Origin of the sequence: Anaerocolumna aminovalerica, from assembly GCF_900115365.1 — a bacterium.
GTDB lineage: Bacteria > Bacillota > Clostridia > Lachnospirales > Lachnospiraceae > Anaerocolumna > Anaerocolumna aminovalerica.
The window spans coordinates 1-24,452 of record NZ_FOWD01000053.1 but is presented as its reverse complement, the minus strand read 5'-3'; the positions used below and the strand labels follow the sequence as shown (position 1 = coordinate 24,452).

The 24,452-nt window shown below is 33.7% G+C and carries 23 protein-coding genes; 10 read left to right on the top strand and 13 right to left on the bottom strand.

Translation table 11 applies throughout. From position 1 onward, the window contains the following. Positions 1-1,192 precede the first annotated feature (1,192 nt). Genes BM183_RS18930 through BM183_RS18920 form a run of 3 tightly spaced genes read right to left on the bottom strand, consistent with a single transcriptional unit; the run spans position 1,193 to position 5,129 of the window. On the bottom strand, positions 1,193-2,269 hold the full coding sequence (locus BM183_RS18930; protein ID WP_091688932.1) for an ABC transporter ATP-binding protein: 1,077 nt from the start codon (positions 2,267-2,269) through the stop codon (positions 1,193-1,195). Between the two features lie 16 nt (positions 2,270-2,285). Continuing rightward, a complete protein-coding gene (locus BM183_RS18925; protein ID WP_242961055.1) occupies positions 2,286-4,067 on the bottom strand; it encodes an ABC transporter permease in 1,782 nt (593 codons plus the stop codon). A gap of 42 nt (positions 4,068-4,109) precedes the next feature. Continuing rightward, on the bottom strand, positions 4,110-5,129 hold the full coding sequence (locus BM183_RS18920; RefSeq protein ID WP_091688930.1) for an ABC transporter substrate-binding protein: 1,020 nt from the start codon (positions 5,127-5,129) through the stop codon (positions 4,110-4,112). 1,113 nt (positions 5,130-6,242) lie between these two features. Between BM183_RS18920 and trpS the strand changes: the two genes are divergently transcribed. Continuing rightward, positions 6,243-7,250, top strand: coding sequence for a tryptophan--tRNA ligase (gene trpS, locus BM183_RS18915; protein WP_091688928.1), 1,008 nt, complete (start codon positions 6,243-6,245; stop codon positions 7,248-7,250). 14 nt (positions 7,251-7,264) lie between these two features. After that, on the top strand, positions 7,265-8,224 hold the full coding sequence (locus BM183_RS18910) for a D-2-hydroxyacid dehydrogenase (protein WP_091688926.1): 960 nt from the start codon (positions 7,265-7,267) through the stop codon (positions 8,222-8,224). 140 nt (positions 8,225-8,364) lie between these two features. On the opposite strand, the gene BM183_RS18905 is transcribed toward BM183_RS18910, so the two are convergent. Further along, positions 8,365-8,601, bottom strand: a complete 237-nt coding sequence (locus BM183_RS18905) for a chorion class high-cysteine HCB protein 13 (RefSeq protein ID WP_242961054.1) — start codon at positions 8,599-8,601, stop codon at positions 8,365-8,367. A gap of 269 nt (positions 8,602-8,870) precedes the next feature. Between BM183_RS18905 and BM183_RS18900 the strand changes: the two genes are divergently transcribed. Next, a complete protein-coding gene (locus tag BM183_RS18900) occupies positions 8,871-9,350 on the top strand; it encodes a hypothetical protein (protein ID WP_091688924.1) in 480 nt (159 codons plus the stop codon). A 73-nt stretch (positions 9,351-9,423) separates the two neighbouring features. Here BM183_RS18900 and BM183_RS18895 read toward each other — a convergent pair whose 3' ends face one another. The 7 genes from BM183_RS18895 to aroC all read right to left on the bottom strand — a co-directional run bounded on the left by BM183_RS18895 (position 9,424) and on the right by aroC (position 16,175). Next, positions 9,424-10,491 (bottom strand): ABC transporter substrate-binding protein, encoded by a 1,068-nt coding sequence (locus BM183_RS18895; protein ID WP_091688922.1) that lies wholly within the window; start codon positions 10,489-10,491, stop codon positions 9,424-9,426. Positions 10,492-10,673: 182 nt separating this feature from the next. Then, the gene (locus tag BM183_RS18890; RefSeq protein ID WP_091688920.1) at positions 10,674-11,471 is read right to left on the bottom strand and encodes an ABC transporter permease; all 798 of its coding nucleotides are present in this window, start codon (positions 11,469-11,471) and stop codon (positions 10,674-10,676) included. Continuing rightward, positions 11,465-12,283 (bottom strand): ABC transporter permease, encoded by an 819-nt coding sequence (locus tag BM183_RS18885; protein ID WP_091688918.1) that lies wholly within the window; start codon positions 12,281-12,283, stop codon positions 11,465-11,467. Before BM183_RS18885 ends, BM183_RS18890 begins: the two co-directional genes overlap by 7 nt. Beyond that, positions 12,273-13,352 (bottom strand): ABC transporter ATP-binding protein, encoded by a 1,080-nt coding sequence (locus BM183_RS18880; RefSeq protein WP_091688916.1) that lies wholly within the window; start codon positions 13,350-13,352, stop codon positions 12,273-12,275. The genes BM183_RS18885 and BM183_RS18880 overlap by 11 nt, the downstream gene beginning before the upstream one ends. A gap of 29 nt (positions 13,353-13,381) precedes the next feature. Further along, positions 13,382-13,921 (bottom strand): helix-turn-helix domain-containing protein, encoded by a 540-nt coding sequence (locus BM183_RS18875; protein WP_091688914.1) that lies wholly within the window; start codon positions 13,919-13,921, stop codon positions 13,382-13,384. A 185-nt stretch (positions 13,922-14,106) separates the two neighbouring features. Continuing rightward, positions 14,107-14,916, bottom strand: coding sequence for an MBL fold metallo-hydrolase (locus BM183_RS18870; protein WP_091688912.1), 810 nt, complete (start codon positions 14,914-14,916; stop codon positions 14,107-14,109). A gap of 155 nt (positions 14,917-15,071) precedes the next feature. After that, positions 15,072-16,175 (bottom strand): chorismate synthase, encoded by a 1,104-nt coding sequence (gene aroC / locus BM183_RS18865; RefSeq protein WP_091688936.1) that lies wholly within the window; start codon positions 16,173-16,175, stop codon positions 15,072-15,074. Positions 16,176-16,325: 150 nt separating this feature from the next. Here aroC and BM183_RS18860 point away from each other — a divergent pair, with 150 nt between their 5' ends. Continuing rightward, complete coding sequence (locus BM183_RS18860; RefSeq protein ID WP_091688910.1) at positions 16,326-16,541, top strand: hypothetical protein; 216 nt, start codon at positions 16,326-16,328, stop codon at positions 16,539-16,541. Positions 16,542-16,618: 77 nt separating this feature from the next. Here the strand turns inward: BM183_RS18860 and BM183_RS18855 are convergent, their stop codons facing one another. Beyond that, positions 16,619-16,840, bottom strand: a complete 222-nt coding sequence (locus BM183_RS18855) for a hypothetical protein (protein ID WP_091688908.1) — start codon at positions 16,838-16,840, stop codon at positions 16,619-16,621. Between the two features lie 183 nt (positions 16,841-17,023). Here BM183_RS18855 and BM183_RS18850 point away from each other — a divergent pair, with 183 nt between their 5' ends. Further along, entirely contained in the window at positions 17,024-17,569 is a 546-nt protein-coding gene (locus BM183_RS18850) for a hydrolase (RefSeq protein ID WP_091688906.1), read from the top strand. 160 nt (positions 17,570-17,729) lie between these two features. Here BM183_RS18850 and BM183_RS18845 read toward each other — a convergent pair whose 3' ends face one another. Next, entirely contained in the window at positions 17,730-18,686 is a 957-nt protein-coding gene (locus BM183_RS18845) for a S8 family peptidase (RefSeq protein WP_091688934.1), read from the bottom strand. A 703-nt stretch (positions 18,687-19,389) separates the two neighbouring features. Between BM183_RS18845 and licT the strand changes: the two genes are divergently transcribed. The 5 genes from licT (at position 19,390) to BM183_RS18820 (ending at position 23,974) form a co-directional block, all read left to right on the top strand. Then, complete coding sequence (gene licT / locus BM183_RS18840) at positions 19,390-20,220, top strand: BglG family transcription antiterminator LicT (protein ID WP_091688904.1); 831 nt, start codon at positions 19,390-19,392, stop codon at positions 20,218-20,220. A 49-nt stretch (positions 20,221-20,269) separates the two neighbouring features. Beyond that, positions 20,270-21,130, top strand: a complete 861-nt coding sequence (locus BM183_RS18835; protein ID WP_091688902.1) for a PTS sugar transporter subunit IIAB — start codon at positions 20,270-20,272, stop codon at positions 21,128-21,130. A 128-nt stretch (positions 21,131-21,258) separates the two neighbouring features. Further along, complete coding sequence (locus BM183_RS18830; protein WP_091688900.1) at positions 21,259-21,516, top strand: HPr family phosphocarrier protein; 258 nt, start codon at positions 21,259-21,261, stop codon at positions 21,514-21,516. Between the two features lie 22 nt (positions 21,517-21,538). Further along, entirely contained in the window at positions 21,539-23,170 is a 1,632-nt protein-coding gene (ptsP, locus tag BM183_RS18825) for a phosphoenolpyruvate--protein phosphotransferase (protein WP_091688898.1), read from the top strand. Positions 23,171-23,353: 183 nt separating this feature from the next. Next, positions 23,354-23,974 (top strand): hypothetical protein, encoded by a 621-nt coding sequence (locus tag BM183_RS18820; RefSeq protein ID WP_091688896.1) that lies wholly within the window; start codon positions 23,354-23,356, stop codon positions 23,972-23,974. Positions 23,975-24,452 lie beyond the last annotated feature (478 nt).

The following is a 24,452-nucleotide window of genomic DNA, read 5'->3' as shown; positions in this document are numbered from 1 at the left end:
ATTTTTGAGGAAGTGTTAAAAGAAAGTGAATAATATCTGTAAAGGCTAACTTCCTCGTTCTTGAAAATGCTGAGTTGTTTACTCTGTGTTGTTCAATAAACTCATTAGAAGTAAGAAGAGTATTCATTTCTTGAAAAAAATCCTTTAAGTTATTACGAATAGACATAAAAATCCCTCCAAAATTTAATAGATAAAATGTATCTAATAACATTTTGGAGGGAACATTTGTTTGTCAATTCGCATTTTAACCAAAACACCTATAAATAAATATACAATATGACGGTAGTGTCCTTAAGTTGACGACATTGGTAGGACGCTTTGCTCTGTAGTTTGTTGGAAATCAGAAAGTGCTCATTAAAGCTTTCGCAATGACTCAATTTATATGTTCAAGGATAACAGGGTGTATATTATAAATTTTGCTACCTTACCCTGTCGGCCGGATTACGCAAAATTTATAATATACACCCTGTTATCCTAATTTAGTTTAAGTGAGTCATTACGAAAGCTCAATGAGTACTTTCTGAGTTTAATTTACGTTGTGAAGCAAAGCTGTTATTACCAAATTTATCATATAAACTAGTACTACGAAGTTATAGCAATAAATAAAAATGTACGTACTTCTTTTTATAAAAGCTTTATTTTTGGTTCACTATGTGAGCCTTCTTTTTATGTCTACAGCACGATTTTGGCTTAATTTACTTTCTTTCACACTAATTTTCCTAGTAATTAATTTATAGAAAATTACTTAATAAAGCCTTTAATAAAGCAAATTAAGCATACATTTTACTTATATATCTAAATGCTTACTAGTTTATAACGAATTCAGTAAAAACAGCTTTGCCTCACTACGTAATTGAACTCAAAAGTGTTAATTGGGCCTTCGTAATGACTCTTAATAAAGTAAATTAGATAACGTGGTGTATAGGATAAATTTTGCGTCATCCGGCCGAGAAGGCTGCTTATGGCCGACTAGAGACTCAGTGACGAGTATCACCCTCTGCGATACTTGTCATGCGCTTTGAGACTCTACCAAGGCCATGCCGCACGAGGGTAAGGTAGCAAAATTTATCCTATACACCACGTTATCTTACAAAATATAAATTGAGTCATTATGAAGGCCCAATTAACACTTTTTGAGTTTTTTACAAAACTTCAGGGCAAAGCGTACGTGCATTAGTAAACTAAATTTTTATTAAGTCACTATTCTGGTAATTTCTTCATTATTACCGTCATCTTCATGGACTAAATAATCCTTCAATTTTAAATATACTTTCTGTCCGACCTTTAATGTATCATGAAAGTGGGAAGGAGCGTTTGTACGAAGGGCAACTCCATTTATATTAATAAAGCAATCATTTTCATTGCCTAAGAAATAAATTTTTTCTAAGGTTCCTTCCAATGTATCCGTATCTTTTTCCACCAACTGTATATTTTCCGGGCGAATTGTAACAATAACGTTGCCTTTTAGCCCGCCGTGATAAGGAATATCTTTGCCTATGCCGGTAAGTGAAACCTTACCTCCTGAAGCAGTACCTTTCATAAAATTGACCTTTCCTACAAAGTCAGCCACAAACTGGTTGGAAGGTTTGGAATAAATTTCGTATGGTGTTCCTACCTGTTGAACAACGCCACGGTTTATTACAAATACCCGGTCTGACATAGTCATGGCTTCTACTTGATCATGGGTAACAAAGACTACGGTTATTCCTAGTTTCTTCTGAATTTCCTTGATTTCATATCGCATACTTTCACGTAGCTTTGCATCTAAGTTTGACAAAGGTTCATCCAGTAATAATAGCTTTGGCTCTGCCACTAAGGCTCGTCCCAATGCAACACGCTGCTGTTGACCACCAGATAGCTGGGCGGGGATTCTTTTTGCATATTGGCTGAGATGAACAACCTCAAGAATATCCATAACTTTTTTATGAATAATATCTTTTGGTATCTTTTTAATTTTCAAAGGATAGGCTATGTTATCAAAAACATTCATATGGGGCCATACGGCATAGGATTGGAATACCATACCGATTTCCCTTTTCTCAGGTGGCAGGAAAGTTTTATTAGAACTTACCACAGTACCATCTATTTTAATTTCTCCGGAAGTTGGTTTTTCAAATCCGGCAATCATGCGAAGCATGGTTGTTTTACCGCAGCCGGATGGTCCCAGTAAGGTGATGAATTCTCCGTCCTTAAATTCATCATTGAAATGTTCCAGTACAACAACATCTCCAAAGGCTTTTGTAACATTGGATATAGTAACGACAGACATATGTATTTCCTCCTCTTTATATTGAAAACTTACCGCCGGTTAATTTGTTCAGTAACCAGTTGGCAGCAATGACAACGGCTAAAATGGCAGATGCCAAGGCAGAGGCTGTTTGCTGGCTGTGATAAGTTTGGTAGGTATATAATTCAACGCCTAAAGTTTTTGTGTCCGTAGAATATAATAAGGTGGACATAGTAAGTTCATAAAAACAAGGCATAAATATTAAAAACCAACCTGCAACAATGGATGGCAATATGAGAGGAATAATAATATCTTTAAAACGCCTTGCCCAGCCTGAACCGGAGATTTGAGCTGCTTCCTCCAAGGAAGGACTTATTTGTGAGAATGCAGAGACTACCGTACGCATTCCCATTAACATATATTTGATCATGTAGGCAATAACCATAATGGATAAAGTGTTATATATATTAATAACGAATTTGCCTTTCATAGTCATAATTAAGGATAGAGCAATAACCACACTGGGGGTACCGGAACCAACGGTGATTAAGAAGTCCGGGATTCCTTTTCCCTTTACCTTTGTACGCTTTAATAAATAAGCCATGACACAGGCAATAATCATTCCGAAGGTAGCTGCCAGGATAGCTGATAAAATACTATTTTGGGCAGAGCCGATTATGGACTTTCTGGTAAATATGGTTTTCCAGTATTTTGTTGTAAAATTACTAAGTGTTAAAGACTCACCCATATTCACGGTGAAAGATGTGGTAAGTACGGTTGCAAATGGAATTACAACAACAATAATAGCAAAAATAGAGATCAATATGGTAATGGGTAATCTCCATTTACCTAAATCCACTATATTCGGTCTTGTTGATTTACCGGATACGGTTATGTATTGTTTCTTACCAATGGGCACGGTGGAAACATATAGAATAATCAATGCCAAAGCCATTAAAAATACAGCCAGAACAGTGGCATCCGTTAGTCCCTCCTGAGAACCGATATATACATAATCAATGATTCGGGTTGTTACTGTATGGATTTGCCCCGGTGCACCAACAATAGAAGGAATTCCATAGCAGGAAGCAGCAGCTACAAATACCAGCAAACCGGCCGCAACAATACTAGGCAGCATCATTGGTAAAGTAATGGTGAATAAGGTTTTTAAAGGTGAAGCACCGGATATACGGGAAGCTTCTTCCAGGGAAGGATCCATTTTTTCCATGGCTCTGGATATGGTAATAAAGGCGTAAGGATAATAAAAGGTTGTTAAAACCCACACCAAACCGCCAACAGAATAAATATTAAAGGGAGTTTCGGAAAGTCCCAATAAGTTTTGCAAAAATACATTTAATGTACCAACCTTGGGATTTAACAGACGCAGCCACGCCATTGCACCTACATAAGGTGGTACCATATATGTCATAACAAATAGTGTCCGAAAGAATTTTTTACCGTATAAATTGGTTCTTCCAACCAGCCATGCCAATGGAAAAGCTAATAAGACACCAAAAATCATTGCAAGACCGGCACTGATAATGGTATTCTTAAGGGCTGTCCAGTTCAGGGCATAAGAATAAATTCGCTTAAATCCTTCTAATGAAAAACTTCCATTTGGGAAAAAGGAACGAATGATTAAATAAAGTAATGGAAAAACCTGAAAGATAAGAAGAAAAGCTATAATTGCAAATATCACTATCCATTTGAAATCAAAATTAAATTTGCCTTTTGTTCTTACTTTGTAGTTAACAGATCTAGCCGTAATAATCACTCCAATTCTATTTAGTAAGTAGAATAGCTTTAGTAAGTTACTTTGTAAAGGGCAGGCTTTTAACAAAGCGCTGCCCTGTTTCGTATTTATGTATAAATTTAATTTTTACTATTTTGATTCAGGAATGGTTACGTGTTCCTGGAATAAGGTTCTGATTTCCTCACGATCCTTATAACATTTCTCCCAATCAACAGGTATAATATTCTTTAAGATTTCGGAAGTTGCTATTGCATCATAAGGAGGATTTGGATAATCAGAACGGACAGAGTGCATCCAGCCTTTTACAATAGCATCTTGACCCTCTTCAGATAAGAACCAATCAGTTATCTTCTTTGCTGCTTCAATGTTCTGATTAGCGTTCCATTTATCGTTAACGGTCATAATAGTAGATGGAACATTAATAGTACCATCAGTTGGATAGATAACTTCCAGTTTGGAGCCTTCTTCTTCTCTCTTCTTTAAAACAGATTCTTCAAGAACCATAATAACTTTACATTCCCCTGTTTCCAGTTTTGTTAATGCAACAGATCCGGATTCGATAGCAACATTTTGATTACCTAATGCCTGAAAATATTCTTCACCATATTTTTCAAGTAAGCCAGTAATTGAAGCCATTGCAGTTCCTGATGTTAATGGATTGGACATGGAAACCATATCTTTTACACTGGAATCATATGCGAAATCATAGAAAGAATTAGGAATCTCATCTTTGCTATATTTATCAGGATTATAAGCAAGCACCATGTTTGAAATACGAACCGGATACCAATATCCGTCCTTGTCATAATCAAAAGCCAGAGATTCGGCATGTTTTGATTTATATGGCTCTAAAACTCCGGCATCTTTTAGTTCTAAGGAATATGCCGGTTCAGCAACCATAAGCATATCGCAGCCAAGTTTTCCGGAATCGATTTCAGCGGCAACTTTTGCCTGAAGGGTACCGGTTCCGCCATAGAAGAATTCAATATCAATATCAGGAAACTCATTATTCAAAGTTGTACGCATCGCGTCTATAATATCTTCATACATAGAAGTGTAAATCATTACTTCCGTTTTTTTCTTTTTCCCACATCCTGCTAAACCCAATACCATAATAGCAGTAATTAATAAAAATAACCCTTTTTTCATAACGAAAAAACCTCCTCAATTTTATTCTTATATTATAGAAAAATAAATAATATTAACTGCCACCTCCCACTTGGTCAGAAAATGAAAAAGCTTTACTTAGAGTATTTCGTATTGCATTATTAAAAACCTATGAATTCCTCCATAATATCTTTATATTTAATGCACATCAATCTCTAGCAAAGCTTCTCAAAATCATTATTTTGTCGAAGATTATATAATTTGTATAAATAATATATAAATTAATAATCTATTTTGTATAATTGTACCATCAGTTAGATAACATGTCAACATTATTAATGTGAGATATCTCATAAAGAATTGAAAATCTGGGTGGAAAAATAGAAGTATTTAAGCAATCCTAGAGATTGATTTATATAAAGAAGGAAAGGGAAGAAAAATCTGCAGGCAGAGTGAACATCTGCTATAAGGTGACAAATCTGCATAGAGTGAACATCTGCTATAAGGTGACAAATCTGCATAGATTGAACATCTGCAACAAAGGACAAATCTGCAAGTAGAATGAACATCTGTAACAAGAACAGCAAATTTGTAATTAAAATACACATTAACAACAAAGTGACAAATCTATAATCACATAGGTAACATATCTGCATGAATGTGATATGTGGTAAGTATAAAAATGAATTGACTTTTATCATGAACATGGATATACTAATTTTATAAAATGAATAAGAAATCCAATAATTAAGAATAGTAAGTATAGATATTTATTTACAGAGAGCTGCCAGGGTGGAATGCAGTAACAAATTCTATATGGAATGGACTTATAGGATCGGGAGGAACGGTTTAAGCCTAGTAATGCCCGACGGGAATTCAACCCGATATCAATGAATATGTATGAGTATAAGCTGAGGTTTTGATAGCAAAAGCAAGTGGATATGATTTTCCATTTAGTTAAAATGCAGCAATCATACATGATAAGAGAGGGCAGGTGCAGTTGCGCCATAATGCCAAGCCGGGTGGTACCGCAGAAGTTTATAATGACTTTTGTCCCAGTAGATAATACTAGGATAGAAGTCTTTTTTTATTTATTTTTATTATGGATCAATAGTCATAATTAATTTAACCTAATATTTAAAGGAGTGTAAGAATATGTTAGATGGAAAAAAAGTACTTTTTAGCGGAATGCAAGCTACAGGTAATTTAACTTTAGGAAATTATTTAGGAGCATTAAAGAATTGGATATCCTTAGAGAATGATGAGTATCAATGCTTTTTTAGTGTTGTTGATTTACATTCTATTACAATCCGGCAAGATCCGGCTGAATTAAGAAGGAGAGCAAGAGCTTTATTGACTTTATATATTGCAGCTGGTCTGGACCCTGAGAAAAACTGTATCTATTATCAATCCCATGTCTCCGGTCATGCAGAGCTTAGCTGGATATTAAATTGTTTTACCTATATGGGTGAACTAAATCGAATGACACAGTTTAAAGATAAAGCCTCAAAACATGCAGATAATATTAATGCCGGTTTATTTACTTATCCGGTATTAATGGCAGCAGATATTTTATTATTCCAGACAGATGTGGTTCCAGTTGGGGTTGACCAAAAACAACATCTTGAAATTACAAGAGATATTGCAGAAAGATTTAATGGTATCTATGGTGACGTATTTGCCATTCCGGAGCCCTACATTGGAAAAGTAGGTGCTAAGATTATGAGTTTACAAGACCCTGCTAAGAAAATGTCCAAATCCGACGAGAATCCAAATGCAAGCATCTATCTAATGGACGATCCGGATTCCATTATCAGAAAGTTTAAGAGAGCAGTAACAGACTCCGATAATCAAATTATATATTCGGATGATAAACCTGGAATTAAGAATTTAATTGATATCTATAGTTCAGCAACTAATAAAACAGTGGATGAAGTTGTAAAAGAATTCGACGGTAAGGGATATGGAGATTTTAAATTAGCTGTTGGAGAATCTGTATTATCTGTTCTTAAGCCAATTCAGGATAAAGTGGCAGAATTGTCAAAAGACAAAGCTTATATTGACGGAATTATTAAAGCGAATGGAGAAAAAGCAAATTATTATGCTACCAAAACACTTCGCAAGGTACAAAAGAAAGTAGGTTTTCCGGAAAGAATCCGTTAATAGGAGGGTAGTGCATGAAAATAGTATTTATGGAAACAGACACACTGGGAAGTGATGTGGATTTATCCATATTTGATGAATATGGTGAAGTAATAAAGTATAACAAATCCAATCCTGAAGAAAATGCAGGTCGAATTAAGGATGCAGATATTATTATAGTAAATAAGATTGCTGTTAATGAAGCATTATTAAGTAAGGCAAAAAACGTAAAACTAGTCTGCCTTACAGCAACTGGGACGAATAACGTTGACTTTCAGTATACCAATGGTCATCAAATAACCGTTACTAATGTAAAAAGTTATTCTACCAAATCTGTGATTCAGCATACCTTTGCATTACTCTTCTATATTTATGAAAAGCTGAACTTTTATGATCAATTTGTAAAAACCGGTGAATATTCAAGAAGAGATATATTTAGCTGCTTTGATTATAAATTCAATGAACTAGACGGAAAGACATGGGGAATCATCGGATTAGGCGAAATTGGTAGGGGAGTAGCAGAGGTTGCAAAAGCCTTCGGATGTAATGTAATCTATTATTCTACCTCCGGTAATAATTCAAATCAAACATATACCAGAGTAGATTTTGATACTTTGCTATCCACTGCTGATATTATATCTATACATGCACCATTAAATAGTACAACACAAAATCTCATGAATAAAGAAGCCTTTGTGAAAATGAAAGATTCGGCTGTTTTGTTAAACCTTGGAAGAGGTCCTATCATTAATGAAGAAGAACTTGCCAATGCTCTGGAAAATGGAGAAATAGCTGGTGCTGGTTTGGATGTAATCAGTATCGAACCAATGCTCCCAAATAATCCATTATTAAGAATACAAGACAGCAATAAATTAATCATTACCCCGCATATAGCATGGGCAACCGTTGAAGCAAGAACCAGATGCGTAAAGGAAGTATATGAGAATATAAAGGCATTCTTCCATGGGGAAGAAAGAAATGTAGTAAGAAATTGAGTCCTATAAAAGTTCAATAAGCACTTCCAGATTCTCAATAAACTCCAAGGCAAAACATAAATCAAGGGAACTCCATTTTTGGTGTTCCCTTGATTCTAATACTGAAATAAATTACTTTAAAAATACGCTAAATATTAAAATTAGAAACCAAAACCATCACCGCAGCAGCAGAGTAAAAGTAGAATAATAATTATACAACTGCAATTATTTTCACTTCCACCAAAGAAGCCTCCAGAATTACCGGAACAGCAAAGAAGTAAAATTATTATTAAAATGCATGAACTTCCTCCGAATCCACGTCCTCTCGTTTCAAAACATTCTCTGTCTCTTTCAAATTCCCTTTCTCTACCGCAACCTGTAATTGAAAAATCACTCATAATGAGCCTCCTAATTATAATCACGATATATAATATGTAAGAATGTTTGACCAATTTCCATTTTAATATAAAAATTTTTTAATTTTTTATATTAAATTACTGATGATTTTTCTCAACCTTCTACAGTGAAAGAAATTATTCAAAAAATATAAATTATTGTCGAATTATATGAACCTATAGCCCCAGAATTAATATGATAATATATGATAATGTATGTTAGAATTCAAATCGTTGAATATAAATAGATAAGCAAAGTGGGTGCCGATTGAATGAATGTAATCAAAGATGTTAACTATGATGGGATTAATTATAATCTAAGAGAAGGAATGTATCGTTATATTGGTTCAGGGTCTGGAAGACGAGTATTTGATCTGGAAAATGGATATGTTGTTAAAGTGGCGAAAAATAGAAAAGGAATTGCACAAAATCAGGTTGAATATGAAATTGCATTAGCAGATCAAACTAATCTATTTGCGAAAATTCCAAATGCATCAATGGACTATAGATTTCTTATTATGGAAAAAGCGGAAAGGATGAGGAACTTCTCATATATTTTTATGTATTTTAATGTAAGAAATTATAGAGAACTTTTTTATCTGGAACCAATAAGGTATAATTTATATAAGTATAATTTAATACCGAAAGATTTAGCAAGGATTACCAGCTGGGGTATCATTAACGGGCGTCCAGTTATAATTGATTATGGATTTACCTATTCAGTGAGAAGGAGATATTATTCTTTTTTTTAAACCGTATTTATAACTATAAATAAAAGAACTCTGAAAGGCTTACAGATACTTTCAGAGTTCTCAATTAAAGAGTTTAATTTGACTTTACTTCATTCCATTTATTAAGGTATAATGTTTCCACTTCTTCTCCTAGATAATGGAATGTTTTACATCTTTCCAATATAGAAGAATCAGGGAAAGCAATGGTGCTATTCTTAATATCTACGTCTTCAATCATTTCTCTTGCAGCAGAATTTGGAGTTGAATAAGTAATATATTCAAAATTCTTTAAGGCAATGTCAGGTCTGCACATAAAATCAATCCATTTTTCTGCGTATTCTTTGTTTGGTGCATTCTTAGGAATAACCCATCCATCAATCCATATGTTTGAGCCTTCTTTAGGAACAACATATTCTAAGTCTGGGTTTTCTCTCTGGGTGTAGATTGCTTCACCAGAATAGATAACGCCGATAGGATTTTCTCCGCCGATCATCTTATCACGAACCTGATCAACTACATAAGCATCAACCATTGGGAATTGATCTTTTAATAAATTTTTAGCTTCCTCTAATTCAGCCGGGTTGGTGGAATTTAAGGAATATCCCAAATAAACAAGAGCGATACCAAGCGCATCTCTTACACTGTCAATCATAAGAACTTTTCCATCATAACCATTGGCTTTCATAAAATCTTTGTCAAATAATGCTCCCCAGCTGTCTATATCAGCCTTTATCATGGATTTGTTATATAGTATACCTACGGTTCCCCAGCAGTATGGTACGCTGTATTTGTTACCTGGGTCAAATTCTTCAGCACTTTTTAAATAGGTTGGATCAATATTAGATATATTTGGTACATTATCATAATTAATCTCTTGTAATAAGTCTTCTTTGATCATTTTCTGAATCATATAATCGGAAGGACATACCACATCATATTTTGCAGAGCCGGTTTGAATTACAGGGTACATATCCTCGTTTTGTACGAAATCATCATATTTAACCTTAATTCCGGTTTCTTTTTCAAACATTTTAATTACTTCCGGATCAATATATTCTCCCCAATTGTATACATATATAGTTGGAGTGTTGCTCTTTTTACAGCCGGCTAAACCAACAACAGCAGTAAGAACCAGTAGTAAAGCTATTACAATTCTTTTCATTTTTACACCCATTATATATCATATCTGTTACAGATATGATGCTCTGCTTACAGATGTGATACTGCCACTAAATTAAGTTGAAAGAAGCATTTCGTGGCTTCCTTTCTAAACATATATTTTCTTTCAAACTTCCTGCTTTTATCACTTGTAAAATCCATTGGTAATAAATTATAAAACAGCTCCTATTTAACGGACCTGTTTTTTTCATGATGTTTCATTCTATCATTTCGTCGATTGACTATAATTAATAAAATCAATACAGAAGTAAATAGAAGAGTTGATAAAGCATACATTTCCGGCTTGATACCTTTACGTACTTCCGCATAAATCTTAGTGGATAGTGTGTCTATGGAATTACCCCTTGTAAAGTGGGTTATTACAAAGTCATCTAAAGACATAGTAAAGGATAATAAAAAACCGGATAATACACCTGGAAATATCTCAGGTAATACAACTTTATAAAAAGCATAACTAGGACTTGCTCCTAAATCCAGAGCAGCTTCATAGGTACTTTTATTTAACTGTTTCAATTTAGGCATTACACTTAATATTACATAAGGTATATTAAAAGTAATGTGGGACATTAAAACACTGGAAAATCCCAGTGTATAATTAAAAGCTAAAAATAAAACCATTAAGGAGATACCTGTAACAATATCAGCATTTAACATAGGAATATTGGAGATTCCCATTAAAATTGTTCTTGGTACTTTTCTCATGCTGTTCATCCCAACGGAAGCAGCAGTACCAATTATGGTAGCAATCAGAGCTGATAAAAATGCGATAATTAACGTGGTATAAAGTGCATTCATAATACTATCATTTTTGAATAACTCCACATACCACTTAAAAGTAAAACCGCCCCATTTGGATCTGGATTTGGAGTTATTAAAGGATAATACGATTAATATAAATATGGGGGCATAAAGGAATAGTAATATGAGCGCTATATATAATTTTTGTCCTAATTTTTTTACCATACACTTTTGCCCTCCGCTTCTTTATCATATTTAGCCAGTATTGCCATGCTGATCAGAATAAATACCATTAATACCAATGAAAGACCAGAGCCGGTATGCCAGTTGTTAATCATTTTAAATTGCTGTTCAATGACATTACCGATTAATACAACCTTACTTCCCCCTAAAATCGTTGAAATAACAAAGGTTGTTAGGGAAGGAACGAATACCATAGTAATGCCGCTAATAATACCAGGAAAACTTAATGGTAATATAATCTTTAGAAAGGTTTGAAAATAATTCGCTCCTAAATCTCTGGCTGCATTGATGGTATCATCGCTTATTTTAATCAGTACATTATATATTGGTAATATCATAAATGGTAAAAAGTTATATACCATACCAAATACGATAGCGGAAGGTGTATTGATCAATTCTAAAGTTGGCAAATGAAGAAACTTCAGGATCGTATTCAAAACACCAGTGTTTTCTAATATATTCTGCCATGCAATGGTTCTTAATAAAAAATTCATCCACATGGGAAGTATGAATATTAAAACAATAAAGCTATTATTTTTTAATTTCATATTATTAAGAATCAGGGCCAGTGGATAGGCAAGGACTAAACAAATAAGAGTACTGACAACGGATAATTTTATGGACAGCCATAATGCAGTACGATTTATAGGATCTGCAATCAGGGCTAAATTATCAAAGGTAAAGGTACCACTCTTTGTAGTTATGCCATAATAGATAACCATTAGCAATGGGATGATAATAAATATAGCCATCCATATAATATATGGAAATGACAGCCATTTTCTACTCTTCATCCATTATCACCGCCTCTTCATCCTCAGATTCTGGTTTGTTCATAATCTGGATATCAAAAGGATTTACAGAGATTCCAACTTCACTCCCTACTGGGAATAGATCTGTGCTGTGCACTAACCATTCATGATCGTTTGCCCATACATCCATTTCATAATGAACTCCTTTAAAGATTAAGGAAGTAACGCGACCTTTAATAATACCGTCCTCCGGCTTAACCAAATCAATGTCTTCCGGACGAATTACTACATCTACAGGAGTATTTTTTCCAAAGCCTTCATCCACACATGGGAAATTCGTTCCAAGGATGTTAACTAATCTGTCTTGTATCATAGTAGCAGGGATAATGTTGCTTTCTCCGATAAAGTCGGCAACAAAGGCATTCTGCGGTTCGTTGTATATGACTTCAGGAGTACCTACCTGTTGGATATATCCCTGGTTCATAACAACGATAGTATCCGACATGGTCAAGGCTTCTTCCTGATCATGGGTAACATAGACAAAAGTAATTCCCAGCTCATTCTTCAGACGAATTAATTCGTACTGCATATCCTGTCTTAATTTTAAATCCAGTGCACCTAAAGGCTCATCTAAAAGGAGGACTTTTGGCTCATTTACAATAGCTCTGGCAATTGCAATACGTTGTTGTTGACCACCGCTAAGAGAATCTGGCGTACGATTTTCAAAGCCATCCAAATTCACTAACTTTAAGGCATATTTAATCTTATCATTTATATAAGTTTTGCTTTTTTTCTTTATTTTAAGCCCAAATGCAATATTTTCAGCTATAGTCATATGACTAAACAGGGCATACTTTTGAAATACTGTATTTAATTGTCTTTCATTAGGAGAAAGTTTTGTAATGTCTTTACCGTCAAAGATCACTTTTCCGGAGTCTGGATTCTCAAAACCACCGATAATTCTAAGAGTAGTAGTTTTGCCACAGCCGCTAGGGCCCAGCAAGGTCAGAAACTCATTTTCTCTTATGTATAGATTTAGTCCATCCAGTACAGTATTATCATCATAAACTTTTGTGATGTCTATCAAATCAATAAGCTTATTACCAGCCATATAATGCCTCCTTTGTATCATAAATAATATTAAAAACTTGGTGGAGTGGATACCCATATAAGGGAAGCACCGCTTTTATCGGATGCAGTAATATAATGATTCATACTTGCAGTGAAATAAAAAGATTCGCCCTTTTTTGCTTTAAAGGTTTTGTTACCAATATGGAGTGTTATACTTCCACTTAATACAAAACCAAACTCTTCACCTTCATGAGGATTATCCGGATAGGTGGAACCACCTGGTTCTAAGGTTAAAAGAATAGGCTCCATCATATTTTTTTGTGCATTTGGAATAATCCACTTTATTTCGTTCTTTAATTCGCTATCATATTTTTCAAAGTAATCTGTTTTTTTAAATACCACTTGCTCGGAGGAAGAACCAGTAAAAAATTCTTCTAAATTTGTACCGAGACATTGGAGTATATCAACCAAGGTAGCAATGGAAGGAGAGGTTAAGTCTCTTTCTAATTGTGAGATAAATCCTTTAGAAAGTTCTGCTCGATCCGCTAATTCTTCCTGGGTTAAACTCTTTTGAATACGTAATTCCTTGATTTTTTCGCCAATCTTCACAAAATGCCTCCTTGAGAATATTTTAAAATACTAAACTTAAAGTTTAGTCTTGCTAAACTGAAACAATAATAATTATACACATTTTTTCTCTACTGTCAATGTATAAAATGAAATATTTTCGGGGCAAAAGAAAAACACTTAACCCCGATTGTATCTAGGGATAAGTGTTCTTCCATTTAATGTTTTTATTGGTTTATTAAGTTTATAATTTCACCATCATTTGGAATAAATAGATTGCCACTATAATATTGTTTTCCTTCCTCCATATAGAGAGTTTTTCTGCTCAATATGTTTTTATCTTCTGTATGCCAAAGCAGTAGATTTGGTATCTTAAGTTCTTCTGCTAACTGACAGGCATCTTTTACGGTACTGTGATATTTTTCATAGGGCTTAAAAATTTTCCGCTGGGAATATAAACAGAAAGCTTCGTGGAATAGCCAGGTGCTTTCTTTCACATATTCCTGTATAGCATCACGATAAGGTTCATCTCCGGTGAAGGTTATCTTATCACCATTAGGCTGAATTAAACTAAATCCATATTGCTTTACTTTTGTTGACTTAATATCAAAAAATGTTATTTGATTACCTAAGATTTCTTTTGTATCACCATCTTCTAATGGAACCAGGAACATACGGTCATCGAATTTGTAAAATTTTTTTTGTACAATCAATTCAACAATAGTTCTTATTGTATTCACTAAATCAGAATGGCAGTATACATATAAATTACCGTCATATTTATTTTGATTCATCAAAGCGCCTATAAAGCGAATCATCCAGGGAATACCTAAGATGTGATCCGTATGTTCGTGGGTTATGAATATATGGTGAATCTGATTAAGCGGTATGTTTTGATTATTTAATTGTTTTAAGATACCATTGCCACCACCAGTATCTACTAATAAATATTCGTTACCTTCTTTTAGTGCAAAACAGGTATTATAACAATTCAGTGCCTGAGCATTTCCTGTTCCTAATACGATCACTTGTTCCATAGTAAGTTCTCCAATGTGTAAGTTTTGGATTATTGATTAAGGTGTCAAAAGGTGCGTAGCACTTATTCTGGTACAGGATATTGATGTGTAAGCTCGCTTACCAAGCAATATCTTGTACCAGAATATCACCTTCGGTGCTTTTGACACTTTAATCATTATTTTTTGTATATTTTTTTAATATGATCCATTTGGGCTGTCATGTTCATAAATAACATATCAACTAAGGTAATAGCAGTCATGGATTCCACTACAACAACAGCACGTGGTACAATAATGGGATCGTGACGTCCATGTATACTTACTTCTATATTTTCACCGGTCTTGGTGATTGTTTTTTGTGCTTTAGCTATAGAAGAAGTTGGCTTTACAGCTGCTCGGAATATGATTTCTGAGCCATCACTGATTCCCCCAAGAATTCCACCTGCATGATTAGATAATTTGATTACTTTGCCATCCTCATTAATTTGAAAATTATCATTATTTTTAGAACCAGAGGATAAGGCAGCATTAAATCCGGAACCAAATTCAATTCCCTTAATGGCTCCTATAGATAGTATAGCTTTCCCTAAATTGGCATCTAATTTTTCAAAAACAGGTTCTCCAATTCCGGCAGGCATTCCGGTAACAATACATTCAATAACACCACCTGTGGAATCTGATTCTTCCATTCTTTTTTCAAGTAACTCCGTTGCTAATAAAGAAGCTGTCAAATCAGGCATTGCAACAGGACTTGTTAAAATATTTTCTTTATTGCAATTTTTATAATCAATGGTTATATCACCAATAGATTTTGTGTATGCACATACTTCTATACCTAACTGGCTCAGAATTGATTTTGCTATGGCTCCTGCAGCAACACGTGCCGTGGTTTCCCGACCGGAGGAACGACCCCCTCCTCGATAATCACGAAACCCGTATTTTTCGTCAAAGGTATAATCAGCGTGACCAGGACGGTAATAATTGGCAATATCACTATAATCAACAGAACGTTGATTGGTATTCATTACAACCATGGAAATAGGTGTACCAGTGGTTTTTCCTTCAAATACACCGGATAATATTTCAACCAGATCTTTTTCTTGTCTCTCAGTAGCATATTTGTTTTGTCCGGGACGTCTCCGATTTAAATAAGCTTGAATCATTTCTTCATTTAGTTGTAATCCCGAAGGACAGCCATCCACAACAACGCCGATTCCTTTTCCGTGAGATTCACCCCAGGTAGATATTCTAAATAAATTTCCATATATTGAACCAGATATAACAATCACCTCTTTCATGTAATATTTTAAGTATATAAGAAAATTAAAATGTATTCAACCTGTTTTACGGTCAATGGATAAAAAAAATCATATATTGTAATGATTAATAATTTAATCAATACAAAATATATATACAAGGAGGCAATAATTATGGACTATAATAATTTTAGAAAAGTTAAAATTACCAGGCAAACAGATCAAAAAAGTGTGGAGAATGATCCTTTCCCGTCAAGATTAAATATAAATGAAAAAGATAATGATTCCTTAATTATAGATGATAATACCGTATATGAAATAGATTTAGATTGTTTTGAAAGGGCAAAAAGAAATCGAATGAATGAAAGAACAGATAGAACTAGAAGATAAAGAGAAAAGCCGCTGTATCAGCGGCTTTTCTCTTTACTCATTTCAAATTGACTTAGATAGGTTTAATTATGGCTAGATTAGAAACAGAAGCCGTTGCCATTACCACATAAGCATAAAATAAGGATGATAACGATTATGCTACTGCAACCATTGTCGCAATCAGTGGTAAATCCGCCGCCTAATAAACCGTTATTTCCATTACAGCAGCAAAGTAATATGATTATAATCAGAATGCATGAAAATCCACTATCCCTTCTGTCACATCTGTCGCCACAATGTGTAGCTGCTAAATCACTCATGTATGAGCCTCCTAATTGTTTTTACATTGTATAATATGTAGCAAAGCTTGACTGCTTTCCTATTAATCCGTAAAAAAATATAGTATTTCATATACATAAATCGACATAAGGAATCATTGTAATGTAAAACAATGGGTGATATAATATTATAAATTACATTATGCACAGTTAGAGGAGAAACATATGCGGATAGATAAAAAAGACAGCCTGGCAATGGTTATTGATTTTCAAGAAAAATTAATTCCGGTAATAGATAAAAAAGAAATATTACTTCATAATACAGAAATATTATTAAAAGGCTTAAATGAATTAAAAGTTCCTATGGTAATTGCGCAACAGTATACAATAGGACTGGGTATGACAGTGGAATCACTTCAAAATGTATTTGGTGCTTCTTTTCAATATTTTAATAAAACTACATTTAGCTGCTGTGATGATGGAATTATTTTAGAAAAAATAAAGAGCTATCAGAAAAAAAATATTATTATATGTGGAATAGAAGCACATATATGTGTACAGCAAACTGTTATTGATTGTTTGGCAGAGGGTTACCAGGTTGTTATAGTTGAAGATTGCATAAGTTCCAGAAAAGAAAATGATAAAAAGATTGCAATACAGAGAATGATACAGGAAGGAGCAATCGTTACAACTTATGAATCAATTTTATTTGAATTAACAAGGGAATCTGGTAATGACAAATTTAAGGTGATTTCTAAGCTGATAAAGTAAAAGAATTTTTAGAATAGAATTTTTCTTAAGAAAAATCATAGAAATATTAAAAAATGTCATTCTGAGTGGGAATTCAACAAGGTCAAATTCCCAGGGATGGGGAATCTTATTGAGAGAATAAGATTTTTCATCCTTTTGGTATCAGAATGACATATTAGATTTAAGAAAGTAATCTTGGTATATTTAATAATCCCCATCCTTGTTTTGCCCATGGCTGGCCTAGATCTATAGCACTTTCCCGCAGCTTTAGTTTTATATCTTTATTTGTCATATAGGGATATCTGGACAATAAAAGGGCAATGGCACCGGAAACAATAGGGGTGGCCATGGAAGTGCCGCTTTTAACCGTATACATAATATTGTAAGCATCGCTTCTGGGGTTGTTCTTTAAATTATAACGGTAGCGCTGATAATTCTTCATAGTACCACAGGAGATTATGTTAGAACCCGGTGCTATAATATCCGGCTTCTTTATACAGGCAGCAGTAGGACCTCTTCCGGAATAGTCCATTGTTTTACTTCCGAATAATTCAACGGATATTCTGTCATCGGAGGAACCCACTGTAATGACTTTTCTGCTGATTCCCGGAGTGGATATGGACATGGGACCAGGTCCGTTGTTACCCGCTGCCACAACCACAACGATACCTGAATCCCAAACTGCATTAACGCCTTTTACCAATAAAGAATTCTCATCAATATTATCTTTAGTAGTAGTACCTACGGATATATTTACGATTCGGATGTTATACTTTTCTCTGTTATCAATAATCCATTGAAGTCCTGCCAAAACATCTGAAATATTGCCATCTCCTTTTTGATCTAATACCTTTATCCCTAGCAGATCGCATTTGGGAGCTACACCCACATATTTTCCGTTGGAAAGAAAGCCGCTACCGCCAATAATTCCGGCTACATGGCTGCCGTGGCCGTTATCATCATAAGGTTCTGTTCTACCGTGTATTAAATCGTAAAAACCTTTTACACGGTTGGTACCTTCCGTAAAGTCTTTATGGAGGCATAGCCCGGTATCAACTACAGCAACCCCTATGCCTTCACCCATTATATTTCTTTCGTGTGCCCATTTTAATTCAATGATCTCTGAAGCACGGTTCATCTGTGCAGTTATATGAGTATCCAGTTCGAAACTTAACAATTCATGTTTGGACTGTAAATAATCCAGCCGTTCTTCGTTTACTTCTATAACATAAGAATCAATCATGGGTAATTTATATTTAATTTTACCCATACTTTTTACTTGCTCATAATTATTCTCATATTCACTGCATTGAACAATGATTTGAACTTTTTCTTTCTTTTTCATAAGAGCCTAGTTTCATTCTTTATTCCATAATAATTTATGAGAACATTCCTTGTCTTTATGCAATATATTTGTAAGTTATAGTTTCTTTTATTGGGAAAATTCAACATTAAACTGGCGCGCTGACAATTTTTAAATTAATAGGTTTTATAATAGGAAATTATGTAGAATAATGCCAATTTCTTATTAAATCCTTTCCAAAAACCAGTGCAAAAACCCATATAAAACTATTATATAAGCCAATATGGGAAAATGTACATAAAAATGGAAGTAACGCCTCTATATAATACAAAATGAATAAATTAATTGACTGGAGCAGAAACTTATGATAGTATTAATGTATAGAAAAGAATCATTACTTTTTTATTTTGTATGAATTGAATAGGAACGGATTGTTACTACCAGTGTAGGCAAAACCAGCTTTGTAAAAGATAGAGAGTTGCTATCTGTATAAGGCATGGTTTGTTTTTTTATATAGAGATAAAATGAGGTTATAAACATGTTAATCCAGAAGATAATTAATAATAATATTGTAAGTTCCTATGATGAAAAAGGCAGAGAAGTTGTTGTAATGGGAAGAGGGATCGGGTTTATGAAAAAACCGGATCAGGAGATCGACCATGAAAAAATTGAAAAAATATTTATCATGGATAATCAGTCTGAGGCCGATCAACTTAAAAAACTTTTTACAGATATGCCTTTAGAACATATACAAGCTTCCAATGAGATTATTCAATATGCAGATAAGATTCTGAATAAGGAATTAAACAAAACCATTATTCTCACTTTAACAGACCATATTAGTTTTGCCATTGAAAGGTTCCGTCAAGGTCAAATATTTTATAATGCCCTGTTATGGGAGATTAAAAGATTTTATCAAAAAGAATTTGCAGTAGGGGTAAGAGCTCTGGAGATTATTTTTGAAAAAACAGGAGTCAAATTACCGGAGGAGGAAGCTGCTTCTATAGCCATGCATGTTTTAAATGCGGAATTAAATACGGATATGAGTTATGCAATGGATATGACTAAAATGATTCAAGGAATCCTTAGCATTGTAAGATATTCTTATAAAATAAATATTAATGAGGACTCCTTATATTATGAAAGATTTGTTACCCATCTAAAATTCTTTGCTCAGAGAAATCTATTAGGAATGAAAGAACCAGATAAGGATGAAGATTTATACGATATGGTAAAAAAGCAATATGCAACTGCTTATAAATGTGCTGAAAAAGTAAAGTCATTTATGGAAAAGGAATACGACATAATGGTTCCTGAAGATGAAATGATGTATCTTACCATTCATATAAAAAGAATAACAACGCCTTAGTCTGTAAAAGTTTCACAAGGAAAGTTGAATGAAAAGAAAGGATTAAGGAATGGATTATGTAGCTGCCGCAAAGGCAATCCTATCGTTCATTGGTGGATTTGAGAATATATTAAGTATAAGCCATTGCTCTACAAGGTTACGATTCCGGCTGATAGACGAGAGTAAAGTTAACGATGAACAAATAAAAAGTATTACAGGCGTACATGGTATTGTAAGAAGAGGATCACAATATCAGGTAGTAATAGGACCTGAAGTCAATAATGTATATGATCTGCTTAAGAAAAACGTTATTAATGACAACTATTATCAGGAAAGGAATAACATATCTGAAAGTGGAAACAAATCCGGAAGAGAAGATAATTCTGTGAGTGAAAGTATCCTGGAATGGAACAACATACAGGAAAAAGAAAGTATACAGGAAGAAAAATCTAAAATTAGTATCCGTGTAGATTCTCCTATAAGTGGAATAGTAAAGCCTCTAGGTGTAGTAAATGATCCGGCTTTTGCTTCAGAAGTTCTAGGCAAAGGAATAGCAATTCTGCCAGAGGATGGAAAGGTATATGCACCATTTGACGGTACAGTTATTTCTATATTTTCAACACTTCATGCCATATGTCTTTTATCTGATCAAGGTATGGAAATGCTTATTCATATTGGACTGAATACGGTAAGATTAAACGGTCAATATTTTACAGCCTATGTTAAAACAAGTGATAAAGTGAAAAAAGGGGAGTTAATGCTGGAATTTGATTTGTACAGAATAAAAGAAATAGGTTATGATACAGTGATTCCAATTATAATTACCAATTCAGATCATTATAAAGAGATGAATCTCTTCATAAATCAAAAAATCAGTAAAGGGGATAAAATTATGGAGATAATATATGATAACGAAACAGATAATCTATAAAATGATAAAATCTGAATATATATATAGAATTTCCAATATAAAAATGCAAACATAATAGTATACTATAAGAAAGTACAAGAATTAAAAAATAAAAACATAAATCATAAATGAAAACGGGAGGATTTTTTATGAAACAATTTAATTATACCATTAAAGATGAACTGGGACTACATGCAAGACCTGCTGGATTACTGGTGAAAAAAACAGGAAGTTTTAAAAGCAATATCCAAATTACAAAAAATGATAAATCAGCAGATGGAAAAAGAATATTAGGAATTATGAGCCTTGGTATAAAGCAAAATGATGAAATTACCGTAACTGTAGAAGGTGAAGATGAAAATGAAGCTGCTTTAGAATTGAAAGAATTTTTTAAGAATAACCTGTAAAATGAGAAACTGGAGGTAAGCAATGATTACGTATACAGGAAAGACTGTTTTTAACGGTATCGCTATCGGTAAAATAGCTGTATTTAAAAAAAAAGATAAACAAGTAAAACGTCATCATATAGAAGATACAGATAAAGAATGGATGCGATTTAATAAAGCTAAGGATGCTGCTATAGAACAGCTAAAAAATCTCTATGACAAGGCTGTAGCAGAAGTAGGAAGTGATGGGGCCGCTATATTTGAAGTACATCAAATGATGTTGGAAGATATGGATTATCTGGATTCTGTTAAGAATATTATAGATACCCAGTCAGTTAATGCAGAATATGCCGTAGCTGTTACTGCAGACAATTTTTATCACATATTTGCTTCCATGGAGGATGCTTATATGAAAGAGAGAGCTGCCGATGTGAAAGATATTTCCGAACGTGTACTTACTATATTAAGTGGGGAAGTTTCCGATAATGTATTAACGAAAGAACCTTCCATCATATTAGCTGATGACTTAGCTCCCAGTGAAACGGTACAACTTGATAAATCAAAGGTATTAGCCTTTGTTACAGTACATGGTTCAACTAATTCACATACCGCAATATTAGCACGTACTATGAATATACCGGCCCTTATTAATGTACTCATGGAAGATTATGAGGAATTGAATGGGAAGCTGGCTATTGTGGATGGTTTTACCGGTACTCTCTATATAGACCCGGATCAGTCCACCTATGAAAACATGAAGGAAAAACAGGAAGATGACAGAAAGAAAAAAGAGCTGCTTAAAGAATTAAAAGACAAAGAGAATATTACAATAGACGGCCAAAGAATTGATCTATTTGCCAATATTGGAAGTACTGGTGATTTAGCCTCCGTAATACAGAATGATGCGGGGGGAATAGGGCTGTTTCGAAGTGAATTCTTATATTTGGAAAAAGATCATTATCCTACGGAAGAGGAACAATTTAAAGCTTATAAAATGGTTGCAGAAAACATGGCAGGTAAAAAAGTCATAATTCGTACATTGGATATTGGAGCGGATAAACAGGTTGATTATTTCAATCTAGAAAGAGAAGAAAATCCAGCCATGGGTTATCGTGCCATTCGAATTTGCCTGGATAGAACAGAAATATTTAAAACACAGTTACGTGCTTTATTAAGAGCAAGTGCATATGGCAATCTTGCTGTTATGTATCCTATGATTATTTCTCTGGAGGAAGTTCTGGAAGTTAAAAAGATTGTAGAAGAGGTAAAGAGGGAACTGGATGCAGAGAAGCTTCCATATAAAAATATTGAGCAGGGCATTATGATTGAAACCCCTGGGGCAGCACTAATTTCAGATATACTCGCACAGGAAGTAGATTTCTTTAGTATTGGTACAAATGATTTAACCCAATATACCCTCGCTATTGACAGGCAGAATACGAAGCTTGAAAAACATTATGACCCTCATCACCCGGCAATTCTACGTTTTATTAAGATGATTGCAGATAATGCTCATCAAGCTGGTATCTGGGTTGGAATATGCGGTGAACTTGCAGCAGACAGCAGCCTTACCGAAACTTTCTTAAAAATGAAAATTGATGAATTATCTGTTTCTCCTTCCTATATATACCCATTAAGAAAGAAAATCAGAGAAACAGATGTTTCAAAGCTATAAATTTTTTGTAAAACAAGGATTATTGTAGAAATGTTTACACTTTTTTATCTTTTCTATTAAAATTCATTGTATAAATGGATACTAATCATCTATTCTTGTAGTAAGAACATGATAAATAACTTTTATTTTTTATAATTTTGTTAATAATTAAAACAACAATTAAGAAAGAAAGGTTATGTAAACATGATAAATTTATTAAGCATAGATTGGGATTATTTTATTGATACAAGTAACGAAACCCGTAATACTTGTTTTCCTGATACCCCTGATGACATCTTGACAGAAGATATGAGAAAAGAAATCTGGGAACCATTTTATGAAACATACGATATAAAAGATATTGGTATATTAGATAATAAATTTGAAAATTTGAAGGAATTGATTCGATATATCAAATCCTACAATAAGAATACTGTAAAATATGTAAATGATAGTCATAGATATATGTATGAGCTGGTATACAAATTTCTTGAAGTAAGAAAAAGTAAGCTTGTAAGAGTATTTAATATTGATCATCATCATGACATGTATCAATATCGTAAGCCAAATGAAAAGATAAATTGCGGTAATTGGGCAGAAATGTTACAAGAAGAGTTAGGGGAGAATTTTGACTATAATTGGATTAAACGGGAAGATTCTGAAGAATACAATTTTTGGGGAAAGATAGATTATAATGAAAGTTCCCTGGAAGAGCTTTACAAGATCGATTTTGACGGTATCTATCTATGTAGAAGTGGAGCATGGAGCCCTCCTCACCTGGATGATGCTTTTTTGGAACTTAAAAGTTATATTGTTGAAAGTTAAAAATTACGCTTGAACCTATAGGGTTTAAGCGTAATTTTTATGGAAAATAATTAGGGTTTTTGGAGAATTATGATTGCACAAATTTAAATTAATAACATATCTATATAGTAGATGATATTCCGCTCTATCTTATTTTATATGAAATATATTGAATAGATCAGAAGAATATCCATACTATTTTATAGAAAGACCAACTATTAAAAGTCAATAGGTAAGTGAAAAAGTTTTTGAATATCAGATGTAAATTTATGCATAACAAAAAGACCTGTTTTCACAAGCCTAAAATCATATGAGATTAGTTTTTATTGTCTGATTTCATATGGTGTATTGTTTTTTAAGACTGCATGAATGGTATGGCATAGTTTTCTGGCAACTGCTCCGACAGCTACTTTGTGATGCTTACCCTCTGCTCGTTTTTGTTGATAGTAGGTAGAAAATACAGGGTCATAGTAGGAAGCAATAAAGGCAGCTTGAAAAA